This window comes from Acidovorax sp. 106 (assembly GCF_003663825.1).
Classification (GTDB): Bacteria; Pseudomonadota; Gammaproteobacteria; order Burkholderiales; family Burkholderiaceae_C; genus Acidovorax.
Map to the genome: position 1 here is coordinate 1,251,138 of NZ_RCCC01000001.1, position 21,746 is coordinate 1,272,883.

A 21,746-nucleotide genomic window follows, 5' to 3' on the forward strand; every position below is an offset into this window, starting at 1 on the left:
CGTCAACGCCCCAACAGCGCGTTGAGCGCGTCCACATACCCATCGGCATCCACCCCGCGCACCGGCTGGCCATGGTTGTAGCCATAGGTCACCAGCACCACAAGGCAACCCGCTGCCCGGGCGGCCTGGGCATCGTTGCTGGAGTCGCCCACCATCAGCGTGCGCGCGGGCCGGCTGCCCAGCGCCTCACAGGTCTTGAGCAGGGGCAGCGGGTCGGGCTTCTTACGCTCAAAGCTGTCCCCCCCAAACACCTGGCTGAAAAACCCCTCCAGCCCCTTGGACTGCAACAAAGGCCGCGCAAACGACAGCGGCTTGTTCGTCAGGCAAGCCATGCGCAGGCCCGCACTTTGCAGGGCTGTCAGCCCCTCCACCACGCCGGGGTACACCGCCGAATGGCTGCCGTTGATCTCAAGGTAATGGCGCTGGTAGCTGGCCCAGGCCTGGGGGAATAATGCTTCTGTTTTGATAGCTGCCTGCGCTTTATCCATGGGCGCAAACACATGATTGAGCACGGATCGCAGCAAATGCTCTGACCCTTTGCCGACCATGCTCTCTATGCGATCTACTTCTATCGCGGGCAAGCCCAGGTCACGCAGCATGCGGTTCAGCGCCTCGTTGAAGTCGCCCATGGTGTCCACCATGGTCCCATCCAGGTCCACGATGACGGCATCGGTACGGGACAGCAAAGAAGACAGGGCAGTGGCGTGATCGGACATGGGGCTGGCTCTATGGGGAAAGACCGCCAAGTTTAAAGAGCCACAACGCCGACCGATCTGTGCGCCACAGCTTCCCCTCAACGCAAGCTCAGCGTCTGCCGCTTCCAGGCCGGGTCTTGCCAGCGCTGGAACAGGGGCAAGGCCGACACATCACCGGTCACCCGCTCGGTGGTCAGGCCGTCGAGCCGCACCACTTCAAAGCTCTTGCGGTAGCGGCCCTGGCCCCGGGCCTCGCGGGCCACCAGCATTTGCTGGCCGCCGGGCACCCAGCCCGCCCATTCGGCCACGCCCGTCTCGGGGGTGGTGGCAGCGGGCGGCAGTACATCGGCCAGCCAGCCGCCTTCCGTTTTGCGCAACACCCACAGCTCGCGCCAGCCTTCCATCGGCTGCACGGCCAGGGCCACGGCTGTGCCTTCGCGGTTGGTGCTGGCCGATGCAATCCACACCACGCCATAGGTGCAGCGGCGCAGCAGTGGGGCCTTGGCGCTGTGCTGCGCGTCCACCAGCAGCACGCAGGTTTCGCCGGGGGCGCCGGGTACGGTCAGCAGTGTGGGGCGGGCTCCGGCGGCGGTCGCGACAGGCGCCGCAGCAGGCACGGCTGCGGGCACCAGAGCCCAGCGCACGGCGCTCACGCGCATGGCGGCGTCGTTGTAGGCGCTCTGGTCTTCGTCGGGCAGGTCGGCCTTGCTCACGCCGCTGAGTTCGGTCAACGCGCGGGCGGCGGCAGCGGCCACTGCGGGGTCGGCAGCGTTCTTGCGCGCCTGCTGAAAGGCGGCGGCACCCCACACGCTGGCACGGCGCATTTGCACGCGGTTGCGCAGGTAACTGGGCAGGCTGGCCACGTCCACGCGCTCCAGCACCTCGGCCTGCCAGGTGGTGAGCTTGGCACGCTCGTGCGCAGGCAGGTCGGGGTTGATGCACTCGGGGCGGGTCAGCGCCAAGGCGGCGCGGGCGCGCTGCTCGGCATCGGCCACGGGCATGGCCAGAAGACGGCGAAAGGCCTCGCCCTCGTAGCAAACCTGCATGCGGCCTTCGACCTCGTAGGTGGCAAAGCGCACGCCGTAGCCATTGGCCACGTCCAGGTGTGCCGACAACGTAGCGCCCGAGGCCTTGCCCGGCACGGCCACCGAGGCGCGTCGGGCCAGCCGGTCAGCAAAGGTGCCCAGGGTATCGAAAGCCTGGGCACCCTCCACACCCGCCAGGGCCTTGGCGGGCGCTGCCTGCAGGTAGGCGGCCGTGAGGCCAATGCCCAGCGCTTCGGCGCCCGGGGTGTCCTGCACAAAGCGCATTACGGCCAGCAGCGCGGGGCCTTCGGCCTCGGTCAGGGCCACGCGGCGCACATCGCTGGCACGGATGAAGCCACCGCGCTCGCGCTTGTGGTCCCATACCTGCAGGTAGTCGAGGCGCTCGCCGCGCACTTCGAGCACTTCGCCCTGCCACAGGCTGGCCTGCTGCTGGGCACCATCGCGCGGTGCAGCGCGCAGACTGGCCTGGTCTTGCACCACGATGGCGCTGCCCTGGCTGCTGGGCGATGGCTGGGGAGCGGCCTCGGCCGCCACGGTCACTGCAGCGCTGGCCACGGCTGCGAGCAAAGTTGCGAAGGTGGCGTTCATGTTCACTGCTCCACGGCTTGGGTGGTGGTGGCGTCTTCAGCCACGGCCGCAGCCTGCGCGGCACCAGCCTGGGCGTTGCGGTGGCCGCCCAGCAGCGCGGCACCGATGAAGTCGCCATTGGTGGGCGGGGGCGCGATGATGACCTGGATCTTGTCCGAGAGCTTGTCGGCCAGCGTCTTCTGGATGAGCAGCGGGTGTTTGGTCACCAGTGCGCCTTCGCGGGCCATTTGCTCGGCATTGACCTTGCCCACGCGGTCCATGCGGTAGGCCTCGGCTTCGGCCAGCTTCTGGCGGGCGTCGGCCTCGCCGTTGGCTTCGATGCGGCGGGCCTGGGCGCTGCCTTCGGCGGCTTTGACGCGGGCCACGCGCTCGGCTTCAGCTTCGAGCTGGCGCTGCTCGATCTGGCGCTGCTTGAAGGGCAGCACATGCTTCATGGCCTCTTCCTGGGCCTTGGCGGCGATGACTTGCTCCCGCGCAGCGGCTTCGGCGGCCACTTCGCGGCGCACCTTGTCGGCGTTGGCGTCCAGTTCGGTTTCACGCACGCGCTTGTCTTTCAGCTCCAGCGTGTAGCGCATTTTTTCTGACGCCAACTCTTCGGCCAGCAGGCTGTCCATGCCCCGGCGGTACTCGGCGGGCAGGTCCACCTTGCCGATCTGCAGGCTGCGCAGCGTGACGCCATCGGCGGCCAAGCGGGCGCGCAGTTCGGTTTCAATGATTTGCGAAATCTCGGCGCGCTTGGACGAGAAAATCTCCCGCACCGTGTAGCGGGCAAACACCTTGTAGACCAGGCCTTGCACGGCAGGCTCCACGATATCGGCGCCCACGTTGTCGGGCAGGTTGCCCGCCTTGACGGCGGGCGAGTTGGGGTCCAAGGCGTAGCGCACGCTCAGATCCAAGCCCAGCGACAAGCCTTCCACCGACTGCAGCGGCGCGCTGCCGGTGGCCTGGCGCATGGCTTCGGGGCGGTAGCTCTGGTCACGCAGCGAGAACACCCGCACCGTGTGCAGGCCGGGCACCACCCATACGCTGCCATCACGCCACAGGCTCACCGCGCCGGTGAACTGGTTCAGGCGCACGCCCAGATCGCCTTGCGCCAGGTGTTGCACCGGCGGGTTGCGATACACCATCAGGCCCGCAGCGGTTACCACGGCGCCAGCAGCCAGCCAGCGCAAGGTGCGGGCGGTGGGCAACAGGTAGGCCCAGTTCAGGCGAGGGGCATCGGCACCGCGTACATCGGCTGCCAAAGGGCTTTGCGATTCAGCGTCCAGCACGGGCTCCGTGCCTGCTTCGGACAACGGGGTGGAGCGACGGCCCTTCAGGGTCTGCACGATGCGGTTCCAGGTGGCTTTCATGGTGTTTCTCTCTCGGGTGATTTCGGTGTTGTTGGTTCTGAACAGCCAAAGTGGCTGACTCATTGAGGACCGATTGTTCGGATCCACCCCGGAAGCAACAATGCGGCGCGGCCCCCAATGCGCTCACACCGCCCGCGCGAACCTTCCGCCCCCGGAAGAAAAACTCACACCGCCAAGAGCAGGGGGCCCGGATAATCCGCCCACCTCTCCACTGCCCCACCCTGCCCATGACCCGCATCGCCGTGATCGAAGACGACCTGCCCACCAGCAACCAGTTGGCCGGATGGATACGCAGCGCCAAGAGCGGCATCGTCATCGACCAGTGGTTCACCCGCGACGAGGCCGAGGCCGCGCTGGCCCGCGAGCACTACGACGCCGTGGTGCTGGACATCGAACTGGGCCGGGAGCGCCATGCGGGCGTGGCCCTCATCAACGCCATCAACAAGCTGCGCCAAGGCACGCCGGTGCTGGTGGTGTCTGCCATGCCGGCGGCCATTTACCGCAGCATCATGAAAGCGCTGGATGCGTGGGACTACCTGCAAAAAACCACGTTTGAAGAAGCCGATTTCATCGAGACTTTTCTCGACATCCTGCGCACCACACAGGCACAAGCCCCGGCCAGCGCAGCCCCTGCCCCCGTGGGCGACGCCCTGGTGCTGGACCCGCTGTGGCAGCGCACCCCTACCTGGCGCGGCGAGCGCATCAACCTGCCACTGACGGCCCAGCGCATCCTGGCCACGCTGCACCAGCGCAGCGGCGAAGTGGTGTCGTATGACGAACTGTTCGAGGTGGTGAAAAGCGGGCGCAATCGTGACAACGTGCGCAAGCATGTGAGCACCATCCGCGAGGCGCTGCGCGAAGTGGACCCCGGATTTGAAGGCATTGAGAACGTGCCGATGCGCGGCTTCCGCTGGACTGGAAGGTGAATACCCCCCTGAGGCCCTGCGGGCCTTCCCCCCGCTCTCGCCTTGCTGCGCAATGCGGGCAGGGGGACGCCGCCAGCGCGGCGGGGCGGCCCTTGCACGGCGGCCCTGACCTGGGCCGCGCCAGTTTGGATCGCCCTGCGCAGTACTTTCACCCGAGAGGAATGGAGTGAAACGCCTACTGCACCCCGCACTTGAAATATCGCGTCTGGAAATGCCCCGCCTGGGCCTGCCAGCGTTCCGCCTGCGCATCCTTGTGCGCAGTGTGTTCGTGCTGCTGGCCCTGGCCACGGTGGCGCTGAGCGTGGTGGTGCTCAAGGACGAAAAGGAGCGCGCTTGGCAGGCCTACCAGCACGGCTTTGTGCGCAGCCAGGCAGAGGTCATGGCGCGGTTGCGCCACCCCTCGGGCCAGTTGGCGCTGCTCAACGCCAGCCACCTGGGCCAGGGCGTGACGCCGCTGGCGCCGCTGCTGCTGCCCTACGCCGCCATCGACTTTGACGACCCCCAAAAATCGCAGCAGGCCGTGGAGATGGCGGGCTGCTCGGTGCAATACCCCGACGGGGCCTCGGTGTGCGCGGCGATTGGCAACAACCCCTACGCAGGCGGCTTCATCTACCTGGTGGGCAGCTTTTACGCAGGCGAGCTGACGCCCCGCGAGCGTGGCGCATTGGTGCCCGCAGAGGCACACCGTGCGCGCATCAGCCTCGACATGCGGGGCACCACCTACCGCTGGGTTGCGCCCTACGAGGCCATGCCTGCGCAAGGCAGCACAGCCGTGCGCGGGCGCCTGACGGGGTTCGTGGACAACGGCACGTCGCAGCTCGATGCCCGAGCCCGGCCGGTGCGCGACTTTCGCGGCTGGCTGTGGCAAAGCGGTCAGTGTCGCGACCTACCGCCCCCATCGGCCAGCCCGCCTTCTGGCGAGGCCACCACCACCCCAGACTGCCTGCGCCGCACCCACTACTCCATCCGCCTGCCCGTCGAGCTGTTCCGCGAAGCCCTGTTCCGCAAAGACGAGCGCCTGGTCTGGCCGCCCGAAGACCTCGGGCAAATGCGCGTGCGGGTGGAGATGCTGGCGCCGGGCGAGGCCACCAAACCCCTATTCGACAGCGACGCGCCCGGCGCGCAGCTGGCCGCATCGCTGGGCGACCTCTCGCGCAGCCTGCTGCCGGGCGAGCGTGTACAGATCAGAAAACTGGGCAGTGACGAGGCCAGCGCCATCACCCTCAAAGGCTTGGACGTGCAGGCCGAGCCGTCAGCCCCCTGGCTGCTGCGCCTGATCCGCTGGCTGCCGCTGGAGGCTGCAGGCGTGGGCCCGGCAGCAGCCACGCCCGCCGCGCCCACGGCCCTGGACATTCTGGACACGCCCACTGGCAACTACGTGGTCAACTTCACCGGTCATCTGCGCGGCGTGGAGCAAGGCCTGGCCGCCGTGGCCACGCGCCTGTCGTGGTACCTGGGCGCCATGCTGGGCGCCATTGCGCTGGCCTGGCTGGTGGTCGAGGTCGGCCTGATCCGCCGCGTGACCGCCCTCACCCGCCGCGCCGCTGCCGTGTCGTACAACGTGCAGCCCGGCCACACCGGGCCCCGGCTGGGCGACCTGGATGTGTCGGACCTGCGCGGCTCGGACGAGCTGGGCATTCTGGCCGGTGGCCTGGCTGACCTGCTGCAGCGCGTGAAGGACGACCTGCAGCGCGAGCAACTGCGCGCCCAGCAAGAGCGCGACATGTGGCACGCCGTGGGGCACGAGATCATGTCGCCCCTGCAGTCGCTGATGGCACTGAACGGCCCGCAAGACCCCGGCCACCGCTATGTGCAGCGCATGCAGCAGGCCATCCACGTGCTGTACGGCACCGCATCGCCCGCCGAGGCGCTGCAAGCCGCCGATGTGCCCGAGGGGCGGCTGGACCTGGATGCCTTCTTGCGCAACGTGGCCGACAACGCGCACTTTGCAGGGATTCTGGATGTGGTGTACGACCTGGGCCCAAGCCACCCTGGCCCGGTCATCGTGCGGGCCGACGAGTTTGCGCTGGAAGACGTGGTGACCCACATCCTTCGCAACGCTGACCGCTACCGCCCCACAAGCAGCCCCATCACGCTGACGCTCGCGGCGTCAGAATCCACCGCCAGCGCCACGCTGCACAACCAGGGCTCGACCATTGCCGAAGACCTGCTGGAGCGGATTTTTGAACTGGGTGTATCGGACCCCGGGAGCCCCACCCCGCTGGGTGAGGGCGAGCACCGGGGCCAGGGCCTGTTTGTGGCCAAAACCTACATGGCCAAGATGGGCGGCACCATCAACGCCCGCAACACCGAGGGTGGCGTGGCGTTTGTACTGACGTTTCAACGGCTGGGGTAGCCCGCACCGGGGACGGTGCGACACCCCATCCGCCATCAAGCGGCCCTCAAGCAGCCAACTGCACGCGCATGGCGTCGATCACACCCTTGTAATCAGGCTTGCCAAAAATCGCGCTGCCCGCCACAAAGGTGTCGGCACCCGCATCGGCCACGCGGCGGATGTTGTCGGTCTTGATGCCGCCATCCACTTCCAGGCGGATGTCCTTGCCCGAGGCGTCGATGCGCTTGCGCACAGCTTCGATCTTGCGCAGGGCCGAATCGATGAAGCTCTGGCCGCCAAAGCCAGGGTTCACGCTCATGATGAGGATGAGATCAATGTCGTCAATCACCCAGTCCAGCACATCGAGCGGCTCGGCAGGGTTGAACACCAGGCCGGGCTTGACGCCCTTGGAGCGGATGGCCTGGATGCTGCGGTGCACATGGCCCGAGGCATCGGGGTGGAAGCTGATGTAGTCCGCACCCGCGTCGGCAAACGCAGCGGCCAGGGCGTCCACGGGCTGGATCATCAGGTGCACATCAATCGGCACGGCCACGCCCGCAGGCGTCTTGGCATGCGGCTTGAGGGCCTGGCACACCATGGGGCCAAAAGTGAGGTTGGGCACGTAATGGTTGTCCATCACGTCAAAGTGGATCCAGTCAGCGCCAGCGGCAATGACATTGCGCACTTCTTCGCCCAGGCGGGCAAAGTCGGCAGAGAGGATCGAGGGGGCGATTTGGAAGGTGCGGCTCATCCCCCGATTGTCGCAAAGCTCGATCCCTGGGGTTTTACAGGGGTGCAAGCCCCCGCAAATGGGCCGCCACGGTTACCATCCGGCCCATGTCAAAGTACCAGTTTGCGGTGGAAGTCCTGCCCGAGTATCTGCCCGAGCAATCGGAGCCAGACAGCGAGGTGTTCAGCTTCGCCTACACCATCACCATCACCAACACGGGGGATGCGCCCGGTCAGCTGATCTCGCGCCACTGGATCATCAGCGATGCCCGTGGTCACACCGAAGAAGTCAAAGGCCTGGGCGTGGTGGGGCAGCAGCCCCTGCTCAAACCCGGTGAGGCCTTTCAGTACACCAGCGGCTGCCGCCTGCGCACCTCCAGCGGCACCATGCACGGCACCTTCCACTGCGTGGCGGAAGACGGCGAACCCTTCGACACGCCCGTGCCCCTGTTTGTGCTGGAAGCCATCCAGCACGGCCCTTCGGGCCAGCCCTTGGGCACGAGGGTGCTGCATTGAGCCGCCCCGACGATCTGGCCGGCATCCTGGCTGCGCTGCAGCCCCAGGCCGATCTGGCTGACCGCCACCTCTGGCTCATCCACCTGCTCGACTGGGTGCGCGGCAAGCGCGACTCAGTGCCCGGTGCGGTGGCCCGGTTTCAGCTGTTTCTGGACGCCGTGCAGGCGCGCCCCGAGCTGCAGGCCCGCCTGCAGGCCTGGTGGGCCCGGCTGATCGACACCGTGGACATCACCACCTTGCTGGCCGACTTTGGCTTTGCCCCCCGCACTGCGCTGGTCAGCGAGCTGGCGGTGCGCCTGCGCACCAAATGGCTGCCCGGCACGCCCGAGACGATCGACGCTTCCGAGCTGTTTGTGCTGGCCCTGCCGCACGAGTTCGATGCCCAGTGGGTGTCGGCCCTGGACGAAGCCCAGCTGAACCGCCTGGCCGCACTGCTGGCGCCAGACGATGGGCCTGGCATCTCCCTGTGGCACCGGGCCCTGCTCAACGCCATGACGTACTGCGCAGGCCAGATTCTCTCGACCGGCTTTGCCCCCGAACTGCGCCTGCGCATGAGCGAAGCCGCGCGCGATGCGCAGCCGTTTCATGCACTCATCAGCGATGTGGAAAGCCTGCGCGTGGAAGTGCAACACGCCCTGCGCACCCCTGACCGGCTCAACGAAGCCGCCCAGCGCCTGCGCGAGCGGCTGGAGGCCTGCCGCGCTGCAGCCGCCACGGTGTACACCCACTTTGAAGACAACGGCATTTCGGTAGGGCTGGTGTTTCGCCTGCGCCAACTGCGTGAACGCATTTTGCGCGTGCGGCTGCTGCTCGATTGCCTGCTCTCGCCCAAACCCGCCGCCACCACCGCCAAGCTCATGGCCTCGCTGGTGCAGGTGGGACAAGAGCGGCGCAGCCTGCGTGCGCTGTATGCATCCAACTCTTCGCTGGTGGCAGCCAAGGTGGCCGAGCGCAGCGCCGAAACAGGCGAGCACTACATCACCCGCACAGCGGCCGAATACCGCTCCATGGTCAAGAAGGCGGCAGGCGGCGGGCTGGTGATTGCCTTCACCACCCTGGCCAAGTTTGCACTGTATGCGCTGACCTTGTCGGCCTTTTGGGCGGGCTTTTGGGCCGGGTTCAATTACGCCGTGAGCTTTGTGCTGGTGCAACTGCTGCACTTCACCGTGGCCACCAAACAGCCCGCCATGACGGCACCCGCCATGGCCGCCAAGCTCAAGGAACTGGGCACCGGCGACGCCATTGAGTCGTTTGTGGACGAGATCACCCACCTGGTGCGCTCGCAGGTGGCCGCCGTGCTGGGCAACGTGCTGGTGGTGTACCCGGTGGTGCTGGGCATTGCGCTGCTGATGCTGCACACCCTGGGCCATGCGCCCATCAACACCCAGCAGGCTGAGCATGTGCTGGCGTCCTTGCACCTGCTGGGCCCTTCGGTGATGTTTGCGGCATTCACTGGCGTGCTGCTGTTCGCCTCCAGCATCATCGCGGGCTGGGCCGAAAACTGGTTTGTGCTGGCGCGGCTGGACTCTGCCATCCGGTACAACCCGCGCATCACCCGTTTTCTGGGGGTGCAGCGGGCGGGTCGCTGGGCGCACTTCCTGCGCGAAAACATCTCGGGCTTTGCGGCCAACATTTCGTTGGGCTTCATGCTGGGCCTGGTGCCAGTGATTGCCACCTTCTTTGGCCTGGGGCTGGACGTGCGGCACGTCACGCTGTCGGCCGGGCAAATTGCGGCGGCCAGCGCCACCCTGGGGCTGGCCGTGCTGCACCAGCCCTCCTTCTGGTGGGCGGTGGCCACGCTGCCGCTCTTGGGCGCGCTCAACGTGGGCGTGAGCTTTTACCTCGCCTTCAACCTGGCCATGCGCGCGCGCAGCGTGAGCGGGGTGGACCGCTCGCGCATTTACGCAGCGATCCGAGCGCGGCTGAAGTCGCGGCCACTGGATTTCTTCAGACCGCCCCGAAAGGTTGCGGATGGAATACAAGCCAACTCAGGGTCGTGAAGGGTAAATACCCTGCGTGGCGATACACCATCGCATGGCCAAATAGGGATTTCGGATGGCAACCGGGACATTTGCGCCACTGACACCAGTAGATCCTGATGCCACGCTGGTCGTTGATCCGTTTGATGCCGCATAGATCCCGGCATTTTGCGCTTGAGCCAACATGCGCCCGCCCCCTGGGGCGCTATCGGTGGCTGCGGCCGTGGTCGCAACAATGCTCTGGGCATGGGTGTGCGCTGGCATGTTGTTTTGCGACAAAGTCACGTTCTCCTCGCCCCCCGCCTCACCCCAAGATTGGTAGGTCAAGCCAGGCCCCTGACCATCTCCGATGGGTGATCGCCCTCTCAAATCCGGCAGCTTAAATGTGCTCACACCATCCCCACCATATGTCGTCCCCAAAAGACTAAACAAGGCAGAGTTTTGGCTGATAGAGAGTGTCGCGCCGTTGGCCTCAAGCCAATATTTGGGGCAAAAATTCCCCGCAAATAGCATCAACTGCCCCATCAAGGGGTCTGACTGCGCGTGAGAACTTGGGGTCCAAACCGCCGAACAAAGAGCCAACGACAAGGCCGTGGCGCGTAAAAACTGATTCCGCATGATTGAATTCCTGACTAAACGTAAAGGAAGTGGCCGCCCAGTCAGCGCGCCACCATGAAACAAATGCGCTGGACGGTCTCGCCCCCCGCATCCAGCCAGCCTGGAGCGATGGTCACGCCAGTGTTGAGGGTGCCGCCCGAGGTCAGCGCCAGCGCCCGTCCGGTGCTGGTGCGACCGTCCAGCAGCAGCGTGTAGTTGCCAGCGCCAGGCACGGGTGAAAAAGTCACGGTGTAGGAGCTACCGGACAAAGCCACCGCATAGCCCGTGCCCGACTGCACCCCAGCACTGGCGTTGAAACAGCCATGCCGCACCTCCTCCAGACCGGTGACACCGCCGACTCCAGGGTCCCCCTTGAGCCCCTGCACACCTTGTGCGCCCTGGGCGCCATTGCACACATAGCTGGTGCGAGTGACTTCGCCAGGTTCCAGCGCACCGTTGGCACTGGAGTCAAAGCCAAAGTCCAGCCGCTGGCCCCCAGTGGCGCAGTTGGCTCCTGCGGCCTCTGCCGTGGCCTTGACCAACCAGGCATCCCCTTTACCCCCCTGCGCACCGGTCGCACCCGTAGCGCCAGTAGTACCCTGAGGCCCCGTGGGCCCTGTGCTCCCCGCAGGGCCCTGCACGCCCGCCAAAGCCGCTGGGTCACAGCGCCCCAGCGTGCCATTGGCGTCGTGGCACACCGCCGTGGTACCAGCGGCTGGCGTGGCGGCAATGCCCGGCAACTGCACATCCCCGTTGGGCTGGACACGCACCGCAGCCGCCCCTGCGGCAGACTGGATGATGGTCGCGCTGCCTGCAGAGGGGGTCAAGGTCATGTCTGCAGCGCCCGCCAAGGTAGTCACACCTCCGAAGGTGGCAATGACTGCCAGAACCTGGACAGATCGAGAAAAAACAAACGTCATGAATTAGCCTCAGAAAAAAACCTAAAGGGCTGCGGCTTATGCAGCCCTGCGTGAACTCAGGGGTCGCAGGCGTCGCACACCCAACACCCCCATCAACCCGACCAACATCAACACACCCCATTGGCCCAAGGTCGGCACGGCCTGCACATTGCCCGGCGTGGGCGCAGCTGCGCCCAGCCACAGGGGCGCCATGGGGTCGCTGATCTCCCCAACGTTCGAATTGCTGTCGCCATCCCCGTTGTCGGACACGGTGTACGTCACTACATCCCCCCCACTGCCAGAGCTGACCGACAGCCCTGGCGGGCTGAACCAGCCTGCTGGAGCGGGCTGCGGCCCAAAGGGGCCGTATTTGCGCACCGTGAGCCCAGAGAGGCTGCCGACCGGGTAGGTGACTTGCACGGTGACGGAGGCCCCAGTACAACCCGCCGCGTTGAAGCGCAGCACACCCAGCGGAGTCGCCGCATTGGCCGGCAGCGCGGGGGCGCTATTGGAAATTTGCACACTCCCAGGCACCACGGTGCAACTGCCCGTGCCACTGACCAACACCTGGGCCGTACCGCCACTGCTCCCAGGTATCGACACGGTGACGGGCACCGGGGCGGACAGCTGCACAGGCCCTGCAGAGCCCACCACAGGGCACCCTGCGGAGGCCACACGGGTCACGCCGCCGGTGGTCACCGAGACCGACCCTTGGTTGCTCCACTGCTGGGCCAAATCGACCGTGCCAGCGCCCACATCCAGCTGTGCGCCTGCAGTCACTTGCACATTGCGCGCAGCGCCGACAGAGCCCCCAGACAACGAGAGCGCCCCGCCCAATTGCACATCGGTGCAACCCAAGCGGACAGAGCCGCCCCCTAGCTGCACGTTAGCCCCTGTGGGCAATACCCAGTCGGCTTGCGCAGGGCCCACCACAAACGCCCCCCCAAAGAGCAAAAGAGGCCCAGCCAGCCTGAGGCCAGCGACATTGAAAAGCGTCATGAACATTCAAAAAGGTAAAGCAGAAGCCGTGGAACCGCAGATGAAGCGGCCAGACCAGCCCCCAAGCACGTCAAAGCACGGAAGTGCCACAGAGAACAGAGCGGGCCTACAGAGCGGGCCTGTCCATGAAATCTTTTATATCGCTGGCTTTTTGAAATGCAAAACAAAAAATGCGCAAGCGCCGCAATGGCCATCGGGGAACGGGCTGCACACATGGCGTTACGGCCAAGCAGCAAGAATCAGGGCCTGTCCTACACCACGCGAATGTGTCTTTCCGTAAATTCGAAGCCCTCCGAACCCGTTGCCTCTTCACACACCCCAAAGTTCTGGCGTGCACCAGCGCCAAGCCTGTGGCGCACAGCAAAGCAACGGGCTTCCTTTCCCCCTCGGGCGGGCTGCGGCCACCCCGTTGTCAAGGCGATCGATATGAACGAACTTCTCAGCTTCTGGGCCCAATGGCTCAGGCCATCAGCGGGGCTGCCCACCGTGCAGTGGTCGCTGCTGCTGGCCGTGGCGGCCATGGTGGGCTATCTGGTCCATCGCCACTCGGGCCTGCCCAAGGTGCTTGGTTACTCGCTGGTCGGCACGGCCGCAGGGCTGGCGGGCTTCAGTGGGGCGGTGTGGCCGCTGCAGGGCATTGGCCTGTTTTTGCTGGAGCTGGGCATTGCCATCGTGCTGTTCGAGTGCGGCGGGCGCATCTCGCTGCGCTGGTTCCGGCACAACCCCATGGTGCTGGTGCAAAGCATTGCCGAATCCGCGCTGACGTACTTTGCGGTGTATGGCGTGCTGCTGTGGCTGGACCAACCTCCGCAAGTGGCCGGGCCCCTGGCCCTGGTGGCGCTGGCCGCGTCGCCTGCGGTGCTGACCCGTGTGGTGGCAGACACCCGCGCAGCCGGCCCGGTGACCGAGCGCGCGGTGGTGCTGGCCACGCTCTCCACGCTGTACGCCCTCACGCTGGGCTCGGCCTGGTCTGAGCAGATGAACCGCCACAGCGCTACGCTGATGAGCACCGTGTACCCCATTGTGGTGGTGCTGGGCGTGTCGATCATTGTGGCGGCGGTGTTGGCCCTGGTGCTGCGCTCGGCACTGCGCTTCATGAGCCCCACGAGCGAGAACACCTCCATGCTGCTGCTGGCCCTCATTGCCGCAGGCACGGCGGTGGCGGCCCACATGGGCGGCTCGGCCCCGCTGGCAGCGCTTCTGGCGGGCATTTTGCTCAAGCAGCTCAACCCCCGGCCCTGGGCCTGGCCACGGCAGCTGGGCAATGCGTCCTCGCTGCTCACCATGCTGATGTTTGTGCTGGTCTCTACCGTGGCCGCACAGGCCGATTGGAGTGGCCCCGTGGCGGGCGTGGTGCTGGCGCTGATCGCCGTGCGCCTGCTGGCCAAGGCACTGGGCGTGGCGGTGGGCAATGTGGGCAGCGGTGCCAGTTGGCGCCAGGCGCTGTGGGTGGGCTGCGCGATGACGCCAATGTCGTCGATTGCGCTGCTGATTGCCTCGCAGTTTGTGGTGGCCTCGCCCTCCATCGGCTACCAGATTGCCAGCGTGGCGCTGCCCGCCATCTTGCTGATGGAGGTGCTGGGCGCCGTGATTGCCACCGTGGCCATTTACCGTGCGGGCGAAAGCTCGAAACCCTGGGCACCGCTGCTGCGCGGTGGCCGCAACGGAGAGTCGAATGAGTCTTGAAGCCTTCCACCATTCCGAACCGCTGACGCTGGGCGTTGAGCTGGAGCTGCAGCTCGTCAACACCAACGACTACGACCTGGCCCCCTATGCCGAGGACATGCTGCGTCTGATGAAGAAAACCCCGCTGCCCGGCAGCGTGGTGCCCGAGATGACGAACAGCATGATCGAAATCTCCACCGGCATCTGCCACTCGGCCAGCGAGGTGGTGGGGCAGCTCACCCCCATCCGTGATGCGCTGGTCAAGAGCGCCGACAAGCTCAACATCGCCGTGGTGGGCGGTGGCACGCACCCCTTCCAGCAGTGGCATGAGCGCCGCATCTACGACAAGCCGCGCTTTCGTGAGCTGTCTGAGCTGTATGGCTACCTCTCCAAGCAGTTCACCATCTTCGGCCAGCACGTGCACATTGGCTGCCCCGATGCCAATGCCGCGCTGCTCATGCTGCACCGCATGTCGCGCTATATACCGCACTTCATCGCGCTGTCTGCGTCCAGCCCCTATGTGCAGGGGCAAGACACGGCGTTTGACTCGGCGCGGCTGAACTCGGTGTTCGCGTTCCCCCTGTCGGGTCGCGCACCGTTTGTGCTGACCTGGGAAGCGTTTGGCCAGTACTTCGACAAGATGACCCGCACCGGGGTCGTGAAAAGCATGAAGGACTTTTACTGGGACATTCGCCCCAAGCCCGAATTCGGCACCATCGAGATCCGCGTGTTCGACACCCCCCTGACGATTGAGCGCGCCGCCGCGCTGGCAGGCTACGTGCAGGCCCTGGGCTCGTGGTTCCTGGCCGACCAGCCCTTCATGCCGCAAGAGGATGACTACCTCGTCTACACCTACAACCGCTTCCAGGCCTGCCGCTTTGGGCTGGACGCGGTGTATGTAGACCCCGCCACGGGCGAACACATGCCGCTGCGCGAGCACATCCTGCAGACGATGAACCAGATTGCCAGCCACGCCGCCGTGCAAGGCGCCGCCAACGCGCTGCACCTGCTGCGCACCGAGACCGAAGCTGGCCAGAACGACGCCCGCTGGCTGCGCGAGCGCCAGCGCGAGGAGCGGCTGCTGGCCGAGGTCAGCCGCCAGGCAGCGCAGCGTTTTCGCGGCGCGCCGGTCTGAGCCTTCGCAAACCCCTAACGTCAAGCAGGTAAGCGCGCCTGCTTGCGCTCGAGTTGCGTGCGCCCGCCATAGCCCCAGTCGCTGGCAGGCAGCTCTCGCACGATCACGTAGCTGGCTTCAGCGAGAGCTCCGCCGCCTGCCAGCTGCCGCTGCAGTTCGGCATAGGCAGCCCCCATGAAGGCGGCCTTCTCCTGCGCCGTATTGGTGCCTGCGGTGATGCTGATCTCCAGCAGCGCCGTGGCATGTTCGGCAGGCTCGCCGCCAATGTGCCAGCGCGCGGCGGGCAGGTCGTCGACGACCACAGCGGTCACCTCCCGGCGCTTGCCCAGCCACTGCACCGTGAGGTCGGTCAGCGCCCGGGCCAGTTGCCGATAGCGTTCGGGGTTTTGCAAAGGGGCTACTTTGAGTACAAGGGTGGGCATGGTTCAGCTCCTGGTGGTAAGCATCGGTTCAAAGGGATGGATTGGAAACACCGCCGTCGCCTGGCACCGCAGAGCGGTCAGGCCTGCGCAAAGCCTGGCGCCAAAGGGCGCGCAACCCGGTACGCCACCCATGCCCGGCGGCGCTCCATGCCGCGTGGATGGCTTCGCGGCGCAGGGCGTGCGCCTGCTGCAGCGCTGCATCGCGCAGGCGGGCGTACTCGGCGATAGGCAAGGCGGTGTGCCACATGGCGGGCTCCTTTGGCGGATGAAGGTTGGACGGTGAAGCCACTGTAAAAAAAGGCCACCGCCGCCGAAACCACCCGCCGCGCAACAGCGTTTTGCACCCCGTGCAAAGCCCGCCATGCACCGGCTGTGGCGCCCACTGTGCGCAAGCGCCCCGTTACCATTGCCCCATGCGCGATATCCGCTTTGAAGACATGCACCTGTTCGCCCGCGTGGCCGATCTGGGCTCGCTGTCGGCCGTGGCCCGCGAGCGTAACGTGCCCGTCAGCCAGGTCTCGCGCACGCTGGTGCGCATCGAGCAGTCCAGCGGTGCCAGGCTGGTCCACCGCAGCACGCATGGGCTCACGCTCACCGCAGAGGGGCACACTTTTTTGGACTACTGCCGGCGCATCACCGGCACGCTGGACGAGCTGGAGGGCGAGTTCGCCAGCCACAGCGGCCAACCCAGCGGCTGCGTGCGCGTGGCCTGCAGCTCGGTGGTGGCCGAGCACTTGCTGATCCCCAGCTTTGACAGCCTGCAGCAGCGCTACCCGCTGCTGCGTGTGGAGCTGGTGGTGGACGACCGCATGGCCGACATGGTGCAAGGCGGCATCGACATCGCCATCCGCACCGGGCCGCCCCTGACAGACACCGTGGTGGCGCGGCCCCTGGGCACGCTGGCACGCGCACTGTATGCCACGCCCAGCTACCTGCAGGCCCATGGCACCCCCACCCATCCCGACCAATTGCACCAACATCGGCTCATCACCAACAGCGCGGTGGCCTTTTTGAACCACTGGCCTTTTGTGGTGAACGACGCGCCCTGCGTGCGGGTGGCCGAAGGGCATTGGCGCTCTGACAGCACCGCCACCACCGCCCGCATGGCGCTGCAGGGTCTGGGCATTGCGCGCCTGGCCACCCTGGTGGCCGAGCCCCTGGTGCGCCAGGGGCGACTCCTACCCGTGCTGGCCGAGTTTGTGGACCTGCAACCTGGCCCCATCCACGCCATCACCCTCACCCGCCGCCATCGGCTTCCCAAGGTGCAGGCTTGTATCGACCACTGGGCCGAATGGTTCGCGCGCACTGACCCTGCCGCACCGACCAAGGCCTGAGTCCTCTATCGGAACCAAACCCCATGGGTGAATTTGACTTGATCGCGCGCTACTTCACGCGCCCCGTTTGCCACGCCGTGCTGGGCGTGGGCGACGACTGTGCCTTGCTGGCCCCGCGCCCCGGCATGCAACTGGCCATCAGCAGCGACATGCTGGTGCAGGGCCGCCACTTCTTTGCCGATGTGGACCCCGAGGCCCTGGGCCACAAAGCGCTGGCCGTCAACCTGTCAGACTTGGCCGCCTGCGGCGCCAAGCCGCTGGCCTTCACGCTGGCGCTGGCGCTGCCACGGGTGAACGAAGCGTGGCTGGCGGGCTTCTCACGCGGGCTGCTCGCGCTGGCCGACGCGCACGGCTGCGAGCTGGTGGGGGGCGACACCACCCAGGGCCCGCTCAATATCTGCATCACCGTGTTTGGCGAAGTGCCTGCAGGCCAGGCCCTGCTGCGCAGCGGCGCACGGGCGGGCGACGACATCTACGTGAGCGGCACGCTGGGCGATGCGCGACTGGCGCTGGAAGCCCTGCTGGGCCACATCCAACTGCCTGACGACCTGCTGGCCCAGGCCCGCCAGCGGCTGGAGCGCCCCACGCCCCGCATGGCGCTGGGCCTGGCGCTGCGCGGCGTTGCCAGCAGCGCCATGGACGTGAGCGACGGTCTGCTGGGCGACTTTGCCCACATCCTCAAGGCCTCGGGCGTGGGGGCGTGCATCCACACCCATGAAACTATCAAATTGATAGCTGCCAGCGCTTACAAATCAAGCGCTACAGGCATATTTAGCCCTCAGCTTCTGCACCAATGCACGCTGGCAGGTGGAGACGACTACGAACTGGTGTTCACCGCCCCGCCAGCGCACCGTGCCGCCGTGGCCGCAGCTGCCACGCAAAGCCAGACACCCGTGGCGTGCATTGGCCAGGTGCAGGCCGAGCCTGGGCTGCGGCTGGTGGATGCGCAGGGCCAGCGGGTGGAGCACCGCTTCGCCTCGTTCGATCATTTCGCATGAAGCGCGTATCAGCGTGCACATCCTATACACAGCGGGGCCCCCTACCGGTATGCATTCGAAAAAGACACACCCGTTCACGCTGAGCTTGTCGAATCGCTGCGCAAGGCTTCGACAGGCTTGACTGGAACCATAGAACCTCAGCCTGAACGGTTTGGACGCTGATGAACTGAACACCCATCCGTATCAGGCGATCTCACTTGTTCGCAATGATGCTGAGCAGCTCTTCGCGTGTGGTCGGGTCGTTCATGTACTTGGCGTACAGCGGCGACATGCGGCGCACGAAGGGCGACACGTCCTTGACCCGCACAAACTGCGCGCCCTGCTTGGCCGTGGTCTCTTGCGCCTGGGCCACGCGCTTATTCCACAGCTCGCGCATCAGCAGGGCCGAGCGGGACCCGGCCTCTTGAAAAACCGCACGGTCGGCTTCTGACAGCTTGCCCCACAGCGCGGCCGACACCACCAGCGCCTCGGGCGAGACCACATGGTTGGTCACGTACACGCTCTTGGCCAACTTGTAGTGGCCGGTGGCTTCGTACGACGGCATGTTGTTCTCAGCGCAGTCGATGGTGCCTTTTTCAAAACCGGCCATCACCTCCTTGAAGGGCAGCGGCACGGGCTTGGCGTCCAGCAGCTTGACCATCTCGACATAGATCTCAGACTGCTGCACCCGGATGGATGCGCCCGCCAGATCGCGCACGTTGGACGGACTGCGGCCGGCGCAATAGAACGAGCGAGCACCGCCGTCATACCAGCCCACCACCACAAAGCCTGCGGTCTTCAGGTTGGCTGCAAACCGCTCGCCCAGCTTGCCGTCCAGGTAACGAAACATGTGGGCCGAGTCGGTGAACAGGAAGGGCAGGTTCAACACCTTGATGCCCGGCACTGCGTCGGACAGTGGGCCGGAGCTGAACTCGGCCACGTCGATCTCGCCGCTCTTGAGCATCTGCACGGCTTTGGGCTGGTCACCCAGCGTGGCGTTGGAAAACACCTCGATCTGGTAGCGCCCCTGCGTGCCCTTGTTCACTTGGTCGGCAAAGCTCTTCATCGCCTCGGTCACGGGGTAGCCGTCGGGGTGGATGTTCCAGGCCCTGAGCTTGGTCTGCGCCAGCGCCTGCGTGGCACCCAACCCCCAACCCATCCCCACCAGCGCCATGGCGCACAGCCCCCGCTTCACGGTTTTTCTCATCTCCCCGACTCCTTTTTGGTTGTGGTCGCCATGCTGGGCCCAACACAGGCCAGCATTGATACGACGTCATATTTGTTCATCCAGCAGCGAAACCGTGAACCCCAACATTCAGAACACACACTTCCTGACAACCAGGACGCCATCGGCCCTGTGCCAGAGCGCATTGCGTGAGAGTTACACCGGCAAGCCCTCTTTGCCACTAGGCAGTGCATCGCGCTCGCGCGATGCATTTTTTAGCAACATTTGCTCACCAGCCATCCGGGTAAACGCCATCTCTTTCAGGAAAAGAAAAATTCACAACCCGCCATGTTGTACGACGTCACCTTTCCAACTCCTGCAAACGACCGCTTCGGCACACCGACCGATCCGGCGGGCATCCACCGGCGCACCGCTGACACACACCTGCTGCATTGAGGGTACAAAACCATGAGACGCAGAGAATTTGCCCTGACCGCAGCGCTTTCGCCCCTGCAGATGACAGCCTGCGCGGGAGATCGGGGCAGCGGCGGCGCAGAGCCCATCCAGCCCATCGGCAACTAGGCCGAGACAGCGGCAGGCCTCAAGCGCGCAGCACAGCACGTGCGGGTGACACGGCATCTGTGACTTCGCGGGCAAAGAGTCGCTCAAGAACGACTGGACCTCGCCCGTGCCAGAGATCGTCAACCCCTAGAAGGCCGACGGCCCCAGCACCGCCTCCACGGGCACTGACTACCGCAGCAAGCCTGTGGGCGAGGTGTACGACACATCCCCCAACCCTGCCGACAACCCGCCCGAGATCGAGCCCTGCGTGAAGCGTGAGAAGCCGCAGTTCACCGTCACCTCGGAGTGGATCCGCCGCATGGGCCGCCTGATCGCTTACCTGACGCCCGAGGCCTGACGCCAGCGGCCTGCGCTACACAGGGCCGCACGGCGCGTCGCGCCCTCAGCGCATCTGGAACAGCTCTTGGTGAAAGCTGCGCGGCCTGCGCCCCAGGCGCTGCATGGCGCTGCGCAATGCCTGGCCAAAGCCCTGCGGCCCGCAGAACCACACGCTGGCCTGCGGCCCGGCGCTGGCCAGCAACGCATCGGCGGCCACCGGGCCTGTGGCATCGCTGTGGTGCACATGCAGCGTCACACGGGGCAATTGCGCGCACAGCTGCTGCATGCGCTGGGCAAACACGGCCTCGCCCGCATTGCGCACGCAGTAGTGCAGCTGCACCACCGGGACCTGGGCCGGGTCAGCCACCAGCGACTCCAGCCACGCCACAAACGGCGTGGCGCCAATGCCCGCCGCCACCCACACCTGCTCGGGTGCGCGGTCTTGGCGGAAGTCGAATCGCCCATAGGGCCCCTCCACCCACACCTGCTGGCCCACCGCCACGCGCTGGCCTAGCTGCGCGGTGTAGTCGCCCAGCGCCTTGATGGCAAAGCGCACTCGGCCATTGCCTGCATCGGCGTTGACCAGCGTGAAGGGGTGGTGCCCCTCGCCCGCCTGCAACGTCAAAAACACAAACTGCCCGGCCTGGTGCTTCCAGGCGCCCTGCACCTGGCACTCCAGCTCGACCACCCCGCTGGGGTGCACCTGCACCGCCACCACCTGGGCCGCATGGCGGCGGCTGCCGCCAATGCGCCCGGTCAGCGAGCGCACCGCGCACAACACGCCCGCCAGCGTGGCCACGGCCACGAACGCGCCCGCAGGCTGTGCCCACCATTCGGGCGGCACCAGCACCACGGCATGAAAGGCCAGCACCAGGTACACCACCGCCAGCAGTTTGTGCAGGTAGCGCCATACGTGGTACGGAAACCGCTGCCACAGCGTGATGACCAGCATGGCCGCCAGGAACCACACCGACCACTCGCCCATTTCTTCCGCCAGATGGCGAAAGGTGTTGAGCCACCAGTCAGCACGCGGGGCCTTCACGGGGCGGCCCACCCAGGCCACCAGCAGGCTCTTGGACAACTGCGTGCCATAGTGCAGCAGCGACAACACAATGGCCCCAATGCCTGCCCACTTGTGCAAGCGGTAAACCTTGTCCATGCCGCCCAGCGGCCGCTCCAGCCACACGGGCCGCAGCGACAGCACCATGATCAGCGACATCAGCGCCCAGGCGCCCAGCCCGGTCAGCAGCAGCACTTGGTTGCGCCACCACCAGACGTTCATCACCGGCATCACTGGCAACACTGGGTCGGGCCACGGCACGGCCATGGCCCACAACAGCACTGCCAATGCCAGCGTGCTTCCCAAAACCTTTTTCATCATCGACCCTGTCTTTGTTTTGTCGGACCTTCCACCATAGCCCTGGGGGATGAAGACAGCCTTAACCCAACATAAACAAGCCGTAAAGCGCGCCGCCCCCAACCTTGGC

21 protein-coding genes are annotated in these 21,746 nt (G+C 66.0%); 10 read left to right on the forward strand and 11 right to left on the reverse strand.

Annotated elements, in window-relative coordinates; translation table 11 throughout:
• Positions 1-2: 2 nt before the first annotated feature.
• The 3 genes from C8C98_RS05640 to C8C98_RS05650 all read right to left on the reverse strand — a co-directional run bounded on the left by C8C98_RS05640 (position 3) and on the right by C8C98_RS05650 (position 3,681).
• Positions 3-716 carry a phosphoglycolate phosphatase gene (locus C8C98_RS05640; protein WP_121453471.1) on the reverse strand — a complete coding sequence of 238 codons (714 nt, stop codon included), beginning with the start codon at positions 714-716 and terminating at the stop codon, positions 3-5.
• Between the two features lie 77 nt (positions 717-793).
• A complete protein-coding gene (locus C8C98_RS05645; RefSeq protein WP_233574462.1) occupies positions 794-2,329 on the reverse strand; it encodes a hypothetical protein in 1,536 nt (511 codons plus the stop codon).
• 2 nt (positions 2,330-2,331) lie between these two features.
• The gene (locus tag C8C98_RS05650) at positions 2,332-3,681 is read right to left on the reverse strand and encodes an SPFH domain-containing protein (RefSeq protein WP_121456051.1); all 1,350 of its coding nucleotides are present in this window, start codon (positions 3,679-3,681) and stop codon (positions 2,332-2,334) included.
• A gap of 227 nt (positions 3,682-3,908) precedes the next feature.
• Between C8C98_RS05650 and C8C98_RS05655 the strand changes: the two genes are divergently transcribed.
• On the forward strand, positions 3,909-4,607 hold the full coding sequence (locus C8C98_RS05655; protein WP_121453472.1) for a response regulator transcription factor: 699 nt from the start codon (positions 3,909-3,911) through the stop codon (positions 4,605-4,607).
• Between the two features lie 166 nt (positions 4,608-4,773).
• A complete protein-coding gene (locus C8C98_RS05660) occupies positions 4,774-6,963 on the forward strand; it encodes a HAMP domain-containing sensor histidine kinase (RefSeq protein ID WP_121453473.1) in 2,190 nt (729 codons plus the stop codon).
• 46 nt (positions 6,964-7,009) lie between these two features.
• On the opposite strand, the gene rpe is transcribed toward C8C98_RS05660, so the two are convergent.
• Positions 7,010-7,693, reverse strand: a complete 684-nt coding sequence (gene rpe, locus C8C98_RS05665) for a ribulose-phosphate 3-epimerase (RefSeq protein WP_121453474.1) — start codon at positions 7,691-7,693, stop codon at positions 7,010-7,012.
• A gap of 86 nt (positions 7,694-7,779) precedes the next feature.
• Here rpe and apaG point away from each other — a divergent pair, with 86 nt between their 5' ends.
• Entirely contained in the window at positions 7,780-8,187 is a 408-nt protein-coding gene (gene apaG / locus C8C98_RS05670; protein WP_099656923.1) for a Co2+/Mg2+ efflux protein ApaG, read from the forward strand.
• Entirely contained in the window at positions 8,184-10,187 is a 2,004-nt protein-coding gene (locus C8C98_RS05675) for a site-specific recombinase (protein WP_121453475.1), read from the forward strand. The genes apaG and C8C98_RS05675 overlap by 4 nt, the downstream gene beginning before the upstream one ends.
• Here C8C98_RS05675 and C8C98_RS05680 read toward each other — a convergent pair.
• Genes C8C98_RS05680 through C8C98_RS05690 form a run of 3 tightly spaced genes read right to left on the reverse strand, consistent with a single transcriptional unit; the run spans position 10,176 to position 12,661 of the window.
• The gene (locus C8C98_RS05680) at positions 10,176-10,784 is read right to left on the reverse strand and encodes a tail fiber protein (RefSeq protein WP_121453476.1); all 609 of its coding nucleotides are present in this window, start codon (positions 10,782-10,784) and stop codon (positions 10,176-10,178) included. The genes C8C98_RS05675 and C8C98_RS05680 overlap by 12 nt on opposite strands.
• Before the next feature lie 41 nt (positions 10,785-10,825).
• Entirely contained in the window at positions 10,826-11,683 is an 858-nt protein-coding gene (locus tag C8C98_RS21990; RefSeq protein ID WP_233574463.1) for a hypothetical protein, read from the reverse strand.
• 36 nt (positions 11,684-11,719) lie between these two features.
• Complete coding sequence (locus tag C8C98_RS05690) at positions 11,720-12,661, reverse strand: IPTL-CTERM sorting domain-containing protein (RefSeq protein ID WP_158600138.1); 942 nt, start codon at positions 12,659-12,661, stop codon at positions 11,720-11,722.
• A gap of 426 nt (positions 12,662-13,087) precedes the next feature.
• Here C8C98_RS05690 and C8C98_RS05695 point away from each other — a divergent pair, with 426 nt between their 5' ends.
• Together C8C98_RS05695 and C8C98_RS05700 are read left to right on the forward strand one after the other, a co-directional pair.
• Positions 13,088-14,347, forward strand: coding sequence for a cation:proton antiporter (locus C8C98_RS05695; RefSeq protein WP_121453478.1), 1,260 nt, complete (start codon positions 13,088-13,090; stop codon positions 14,345-14,347).
• Positions 14,337-15,461 carry a YbdK family carboxylate-amine ligase gene (locus C8C98_RS05700; protein ID WP_121453479.1) on the forward strand — a complete coding sequence of 375 codons (1,125 nt, stop codon included), beginning with the start codon at positions 14,337-14,339 and terminating at the stop codon, positions 15,459-15,461. Before C8C98_RS05695 ends, C8C98_RS05700 begins: the two co-directional genes overlap by 11 nt.
• Before the next feature lie 20 nt (positions 15,462-15,481).
• Here C8C98_RS05700 and C8C98_RS05705 read toward each other — a convergent pair whose 3' ends face one another.
• Together C8C98_RS05705 and C8C98_RS05710 are read right to left on the reverse strand one after the other, a co-directional pair.
• Positions 15,482-15,883, reverse strand: a complete 402-nt coding sequence (locus C8C98_RS05705; RefSeq protein ID WP_121453480.1) for a tautomerase family protein — start codon at positions 15,881-15,883, stop codon at positions 15,482-15,484.
• Positions 15,884-15,911: 28 nt separating this feature from the next.
• Positions 15,912-16,130 carry a hypothetical protein gene (locus tag C8C98_RS05710; RefSeq protein WP_121453481.1) on the reverse strand — a complete coding sequence of 73 codons (219 nt, stop codon included), beginning with the start codon at positions 16,128-16,130 and terminating at the stop codon, positions 15,912-15,914.
• 166 nt (positions 16,131-16,296) lie between these two features.
• Here C8C98_RS05710 and C8C98_RS05715 point away from each other — a divergent pair, with 166 nt between their 5' ends.
• Positions 16,297-17,217, forward strand: a complete 921-nt coding sequence (locus C8C98_RS05715; RefSeq protein WP_121453482.1) for a LysR family transcriptional regulator — start codon at positions 16,297-16,299, stop codon at positions 17,215-17,217.
• A gap of 23 nt (positions 17,218-17,240) precedes the next feature.
• Positions 17,241-18,215: a thiamine-phosphate kinase gene (thiL, locus tag C8C98_RS05720; protein WP_121453483.1), complete on the forward strand. Its 975-nt coding sequence runs from the start codon at positions 17,241-17,243 to the stop codon at positions 18,213-18,215.
• Between the two features lie 193 nt (positions 18,216-18,408).
• Here the strand turns inward: thiL and C8C98_RS05725 are convergent, their stop codons facing one another.
• Positions 18,409-19,401 carry a TRAP transporter substrate-binding protein gene (locus tag C8C98_RS05725; RefSeq protein ID WP_370450340.1) on the reverse strand — a complete coding sequence of 331 codons (993 nt, stop codon included), beginning with the start codon at positions 19,399-19,401 and terminating at the stop codon, positions 18,409-18,411.
• A 243-nt stretch (positions 19,402-19,644) separates the two neighbouring features.
• Here C8C98_RS05725 and C8C98_RS21995 point away from each other — a divergent pair, with 243 nt between their 5' ends.
• Together C8C98_RS21995 and C8C98_RS22000 are read left to right on the forward strand one after the other, a co-directional pair.
• On the forward strand, positions 19,645-19,815 hold the full coding sequence (locus C8C98_RS21995; RefSeq protein WP_233574464.1) for a hypothetical protein: 171 nt from the start codon (positions 19,645-19,647) through the stop codon (positions 19,813-19,815).
• Between the two features lie 319 nt (positions 19,816-20,134).
• Positions 20,135-20,278: a hypothetical protein gene (locus tag C8C98_RS22000; RefSeq protein WP_233574465.1), complete on the forward strand. Its 144-nt coding sequence runs from the start codon at positions 20,135-20,137 to the stop codon at positions 20,276-20,278.
• A 45-nt stretch (positions 20,279-20,323) separates the two neighbouring features.
• On the opposite strand, the gene C8C98_RS05735 is transcribed toward C8C98_RS22000, so the two are convergent.
• Positions 20,324-21,637 (reverse strand): ferric reductase-like transmembrane domain-containing protein, encoded by a 1,314-nt coding sequence (locus tag C8C98_RS05735; RefSeq protein ID WP_199726556.1) that lies wholly within the window; start codon positions 21,635-21,637, stop codon positions 20,324-20,326.
• Positions 21,638-21,746: the final 109 nt, after the last annotated feature.

Bases quoted from the DNA above. Each gene is read 5' to 3' on its own strand.
- C8C98_RS21990 (WP_233574463.1), bottom strand. From the start codon at position 11,683: ATGACGTTTGTTTTTTCTCGATCTGTCCAGGTTCTGGCAGTCATTGCC.
- C8C98_RS05645 (WP_233574462.1), bottom strand. From the start codon at position 2,329: ATGAACGCCACCTTCGCAACTTTGCTCGCAGCCGTGGCCAGCGCTGCA.
- C8C98_RS05695 (WP_121453478.1), top strand. From the start codon at position 13,088: ATGAACGAACTTCTCAGCTTCTGGGCCCAATGGCTCAGGCCATCAGCG.
- thiL (WP_121453483.1), top strand. From the start codon at position 17,241: ATGGGTGAATTTGACTTGATCGCGCGCTACTTCACGCGCCCCGTTTGC.
- C8C98_RS05700 (WP_121453479.1), top strand. From the start codon at position 14,337: ATGAGTCTTGAAGCCTTCCACCATTCCGAACCGCTGACGCTGGGCGTT.
- C8C98_RS05680 (WP_121453476.1), bottom strand. From the start codon at position 10,784: ATGCGGAATCAGTTTTTACGCGCCACGGCCTTGTCGTTGGCTCTTTGT.
- C8C98_RS05690 (WP_158600138.1), bottom strand. From the start codon at position 12,661: ATGACGCTTTTCAATGTCGCTGGCCTCAGGCTGGCTGGGCCTCTTTTG.
- C8C98_RS05735 (WP_199726556.1), bottom strand. From the start codon at position 21,637: ATGAAAAAGGTTTTGGGAAGCACGCTGGCATTGGCAGTGCTGTTGTGG.
- C8C98_RS05640 (WP_121453471.1), bottom strand. From the start codon at position 716: ATGTCCGATCACGCCACTGCCCTGTCTTCTTTGCTGTCCCGTACCGAT.
- C8C98_RS05710 (WP_121453481.1), bottom strand. From the start codon at position 16,130: ATGTGGCACACCGCCTTGCCTATCGCCGAGTACGCCCGCCTGCGCGAT.
- C8C98_RS05705 (WP_121453480.1), bottom strand. From the start codon at position 15,883: ATGCCCACCCTTGTACTCAAAGTAGCCCCTTTGCAAAACCCCGAACGC.
- apaG (WP_099656923.1), top strand. From the start codon at position 7,780: ATGTCAAAGTACCAGTTTGCGGTGGAAGTCCTGCCCGAGTATCTGCCC.
- C8C98_RS05725 (WP_370450340.1), bottom strand. From the start codon at position 19,401: ATGAGAAAAACCGTGAAGCGGGGGCTGTGCGCCATGGCGCTGGTGGGG.
- rpe (WP_121453474.1), bottom strand. From the start codon at position 7,693: ATGAGCCGCACCTTCCAAATCGCCCCCTCGATCCTCTCTGCCGACTTT.
- C8C98_RS05655 (WP_121453472.1), top strand. From the start codon at position 3,909: ATGACCCGCATCGCCGTGATCGAAGACGACCTGCCCACCAGCAACCAG.
- C8C98_RS05650 (WP_121456051.1), bottom strand. From the start codon at position 3,681: ATGAAAGCCACCTGGAACCGCATCGTGCAGACCCTGAAGGGCCGTCGC.
- C8C98_RS05715 (WP_121453482.1), top strand. From the start codon at position 16,297: ATGCGCGATATCCGCTTTGAAGACATGCACCTGTTCGCCCGCGTGGCC.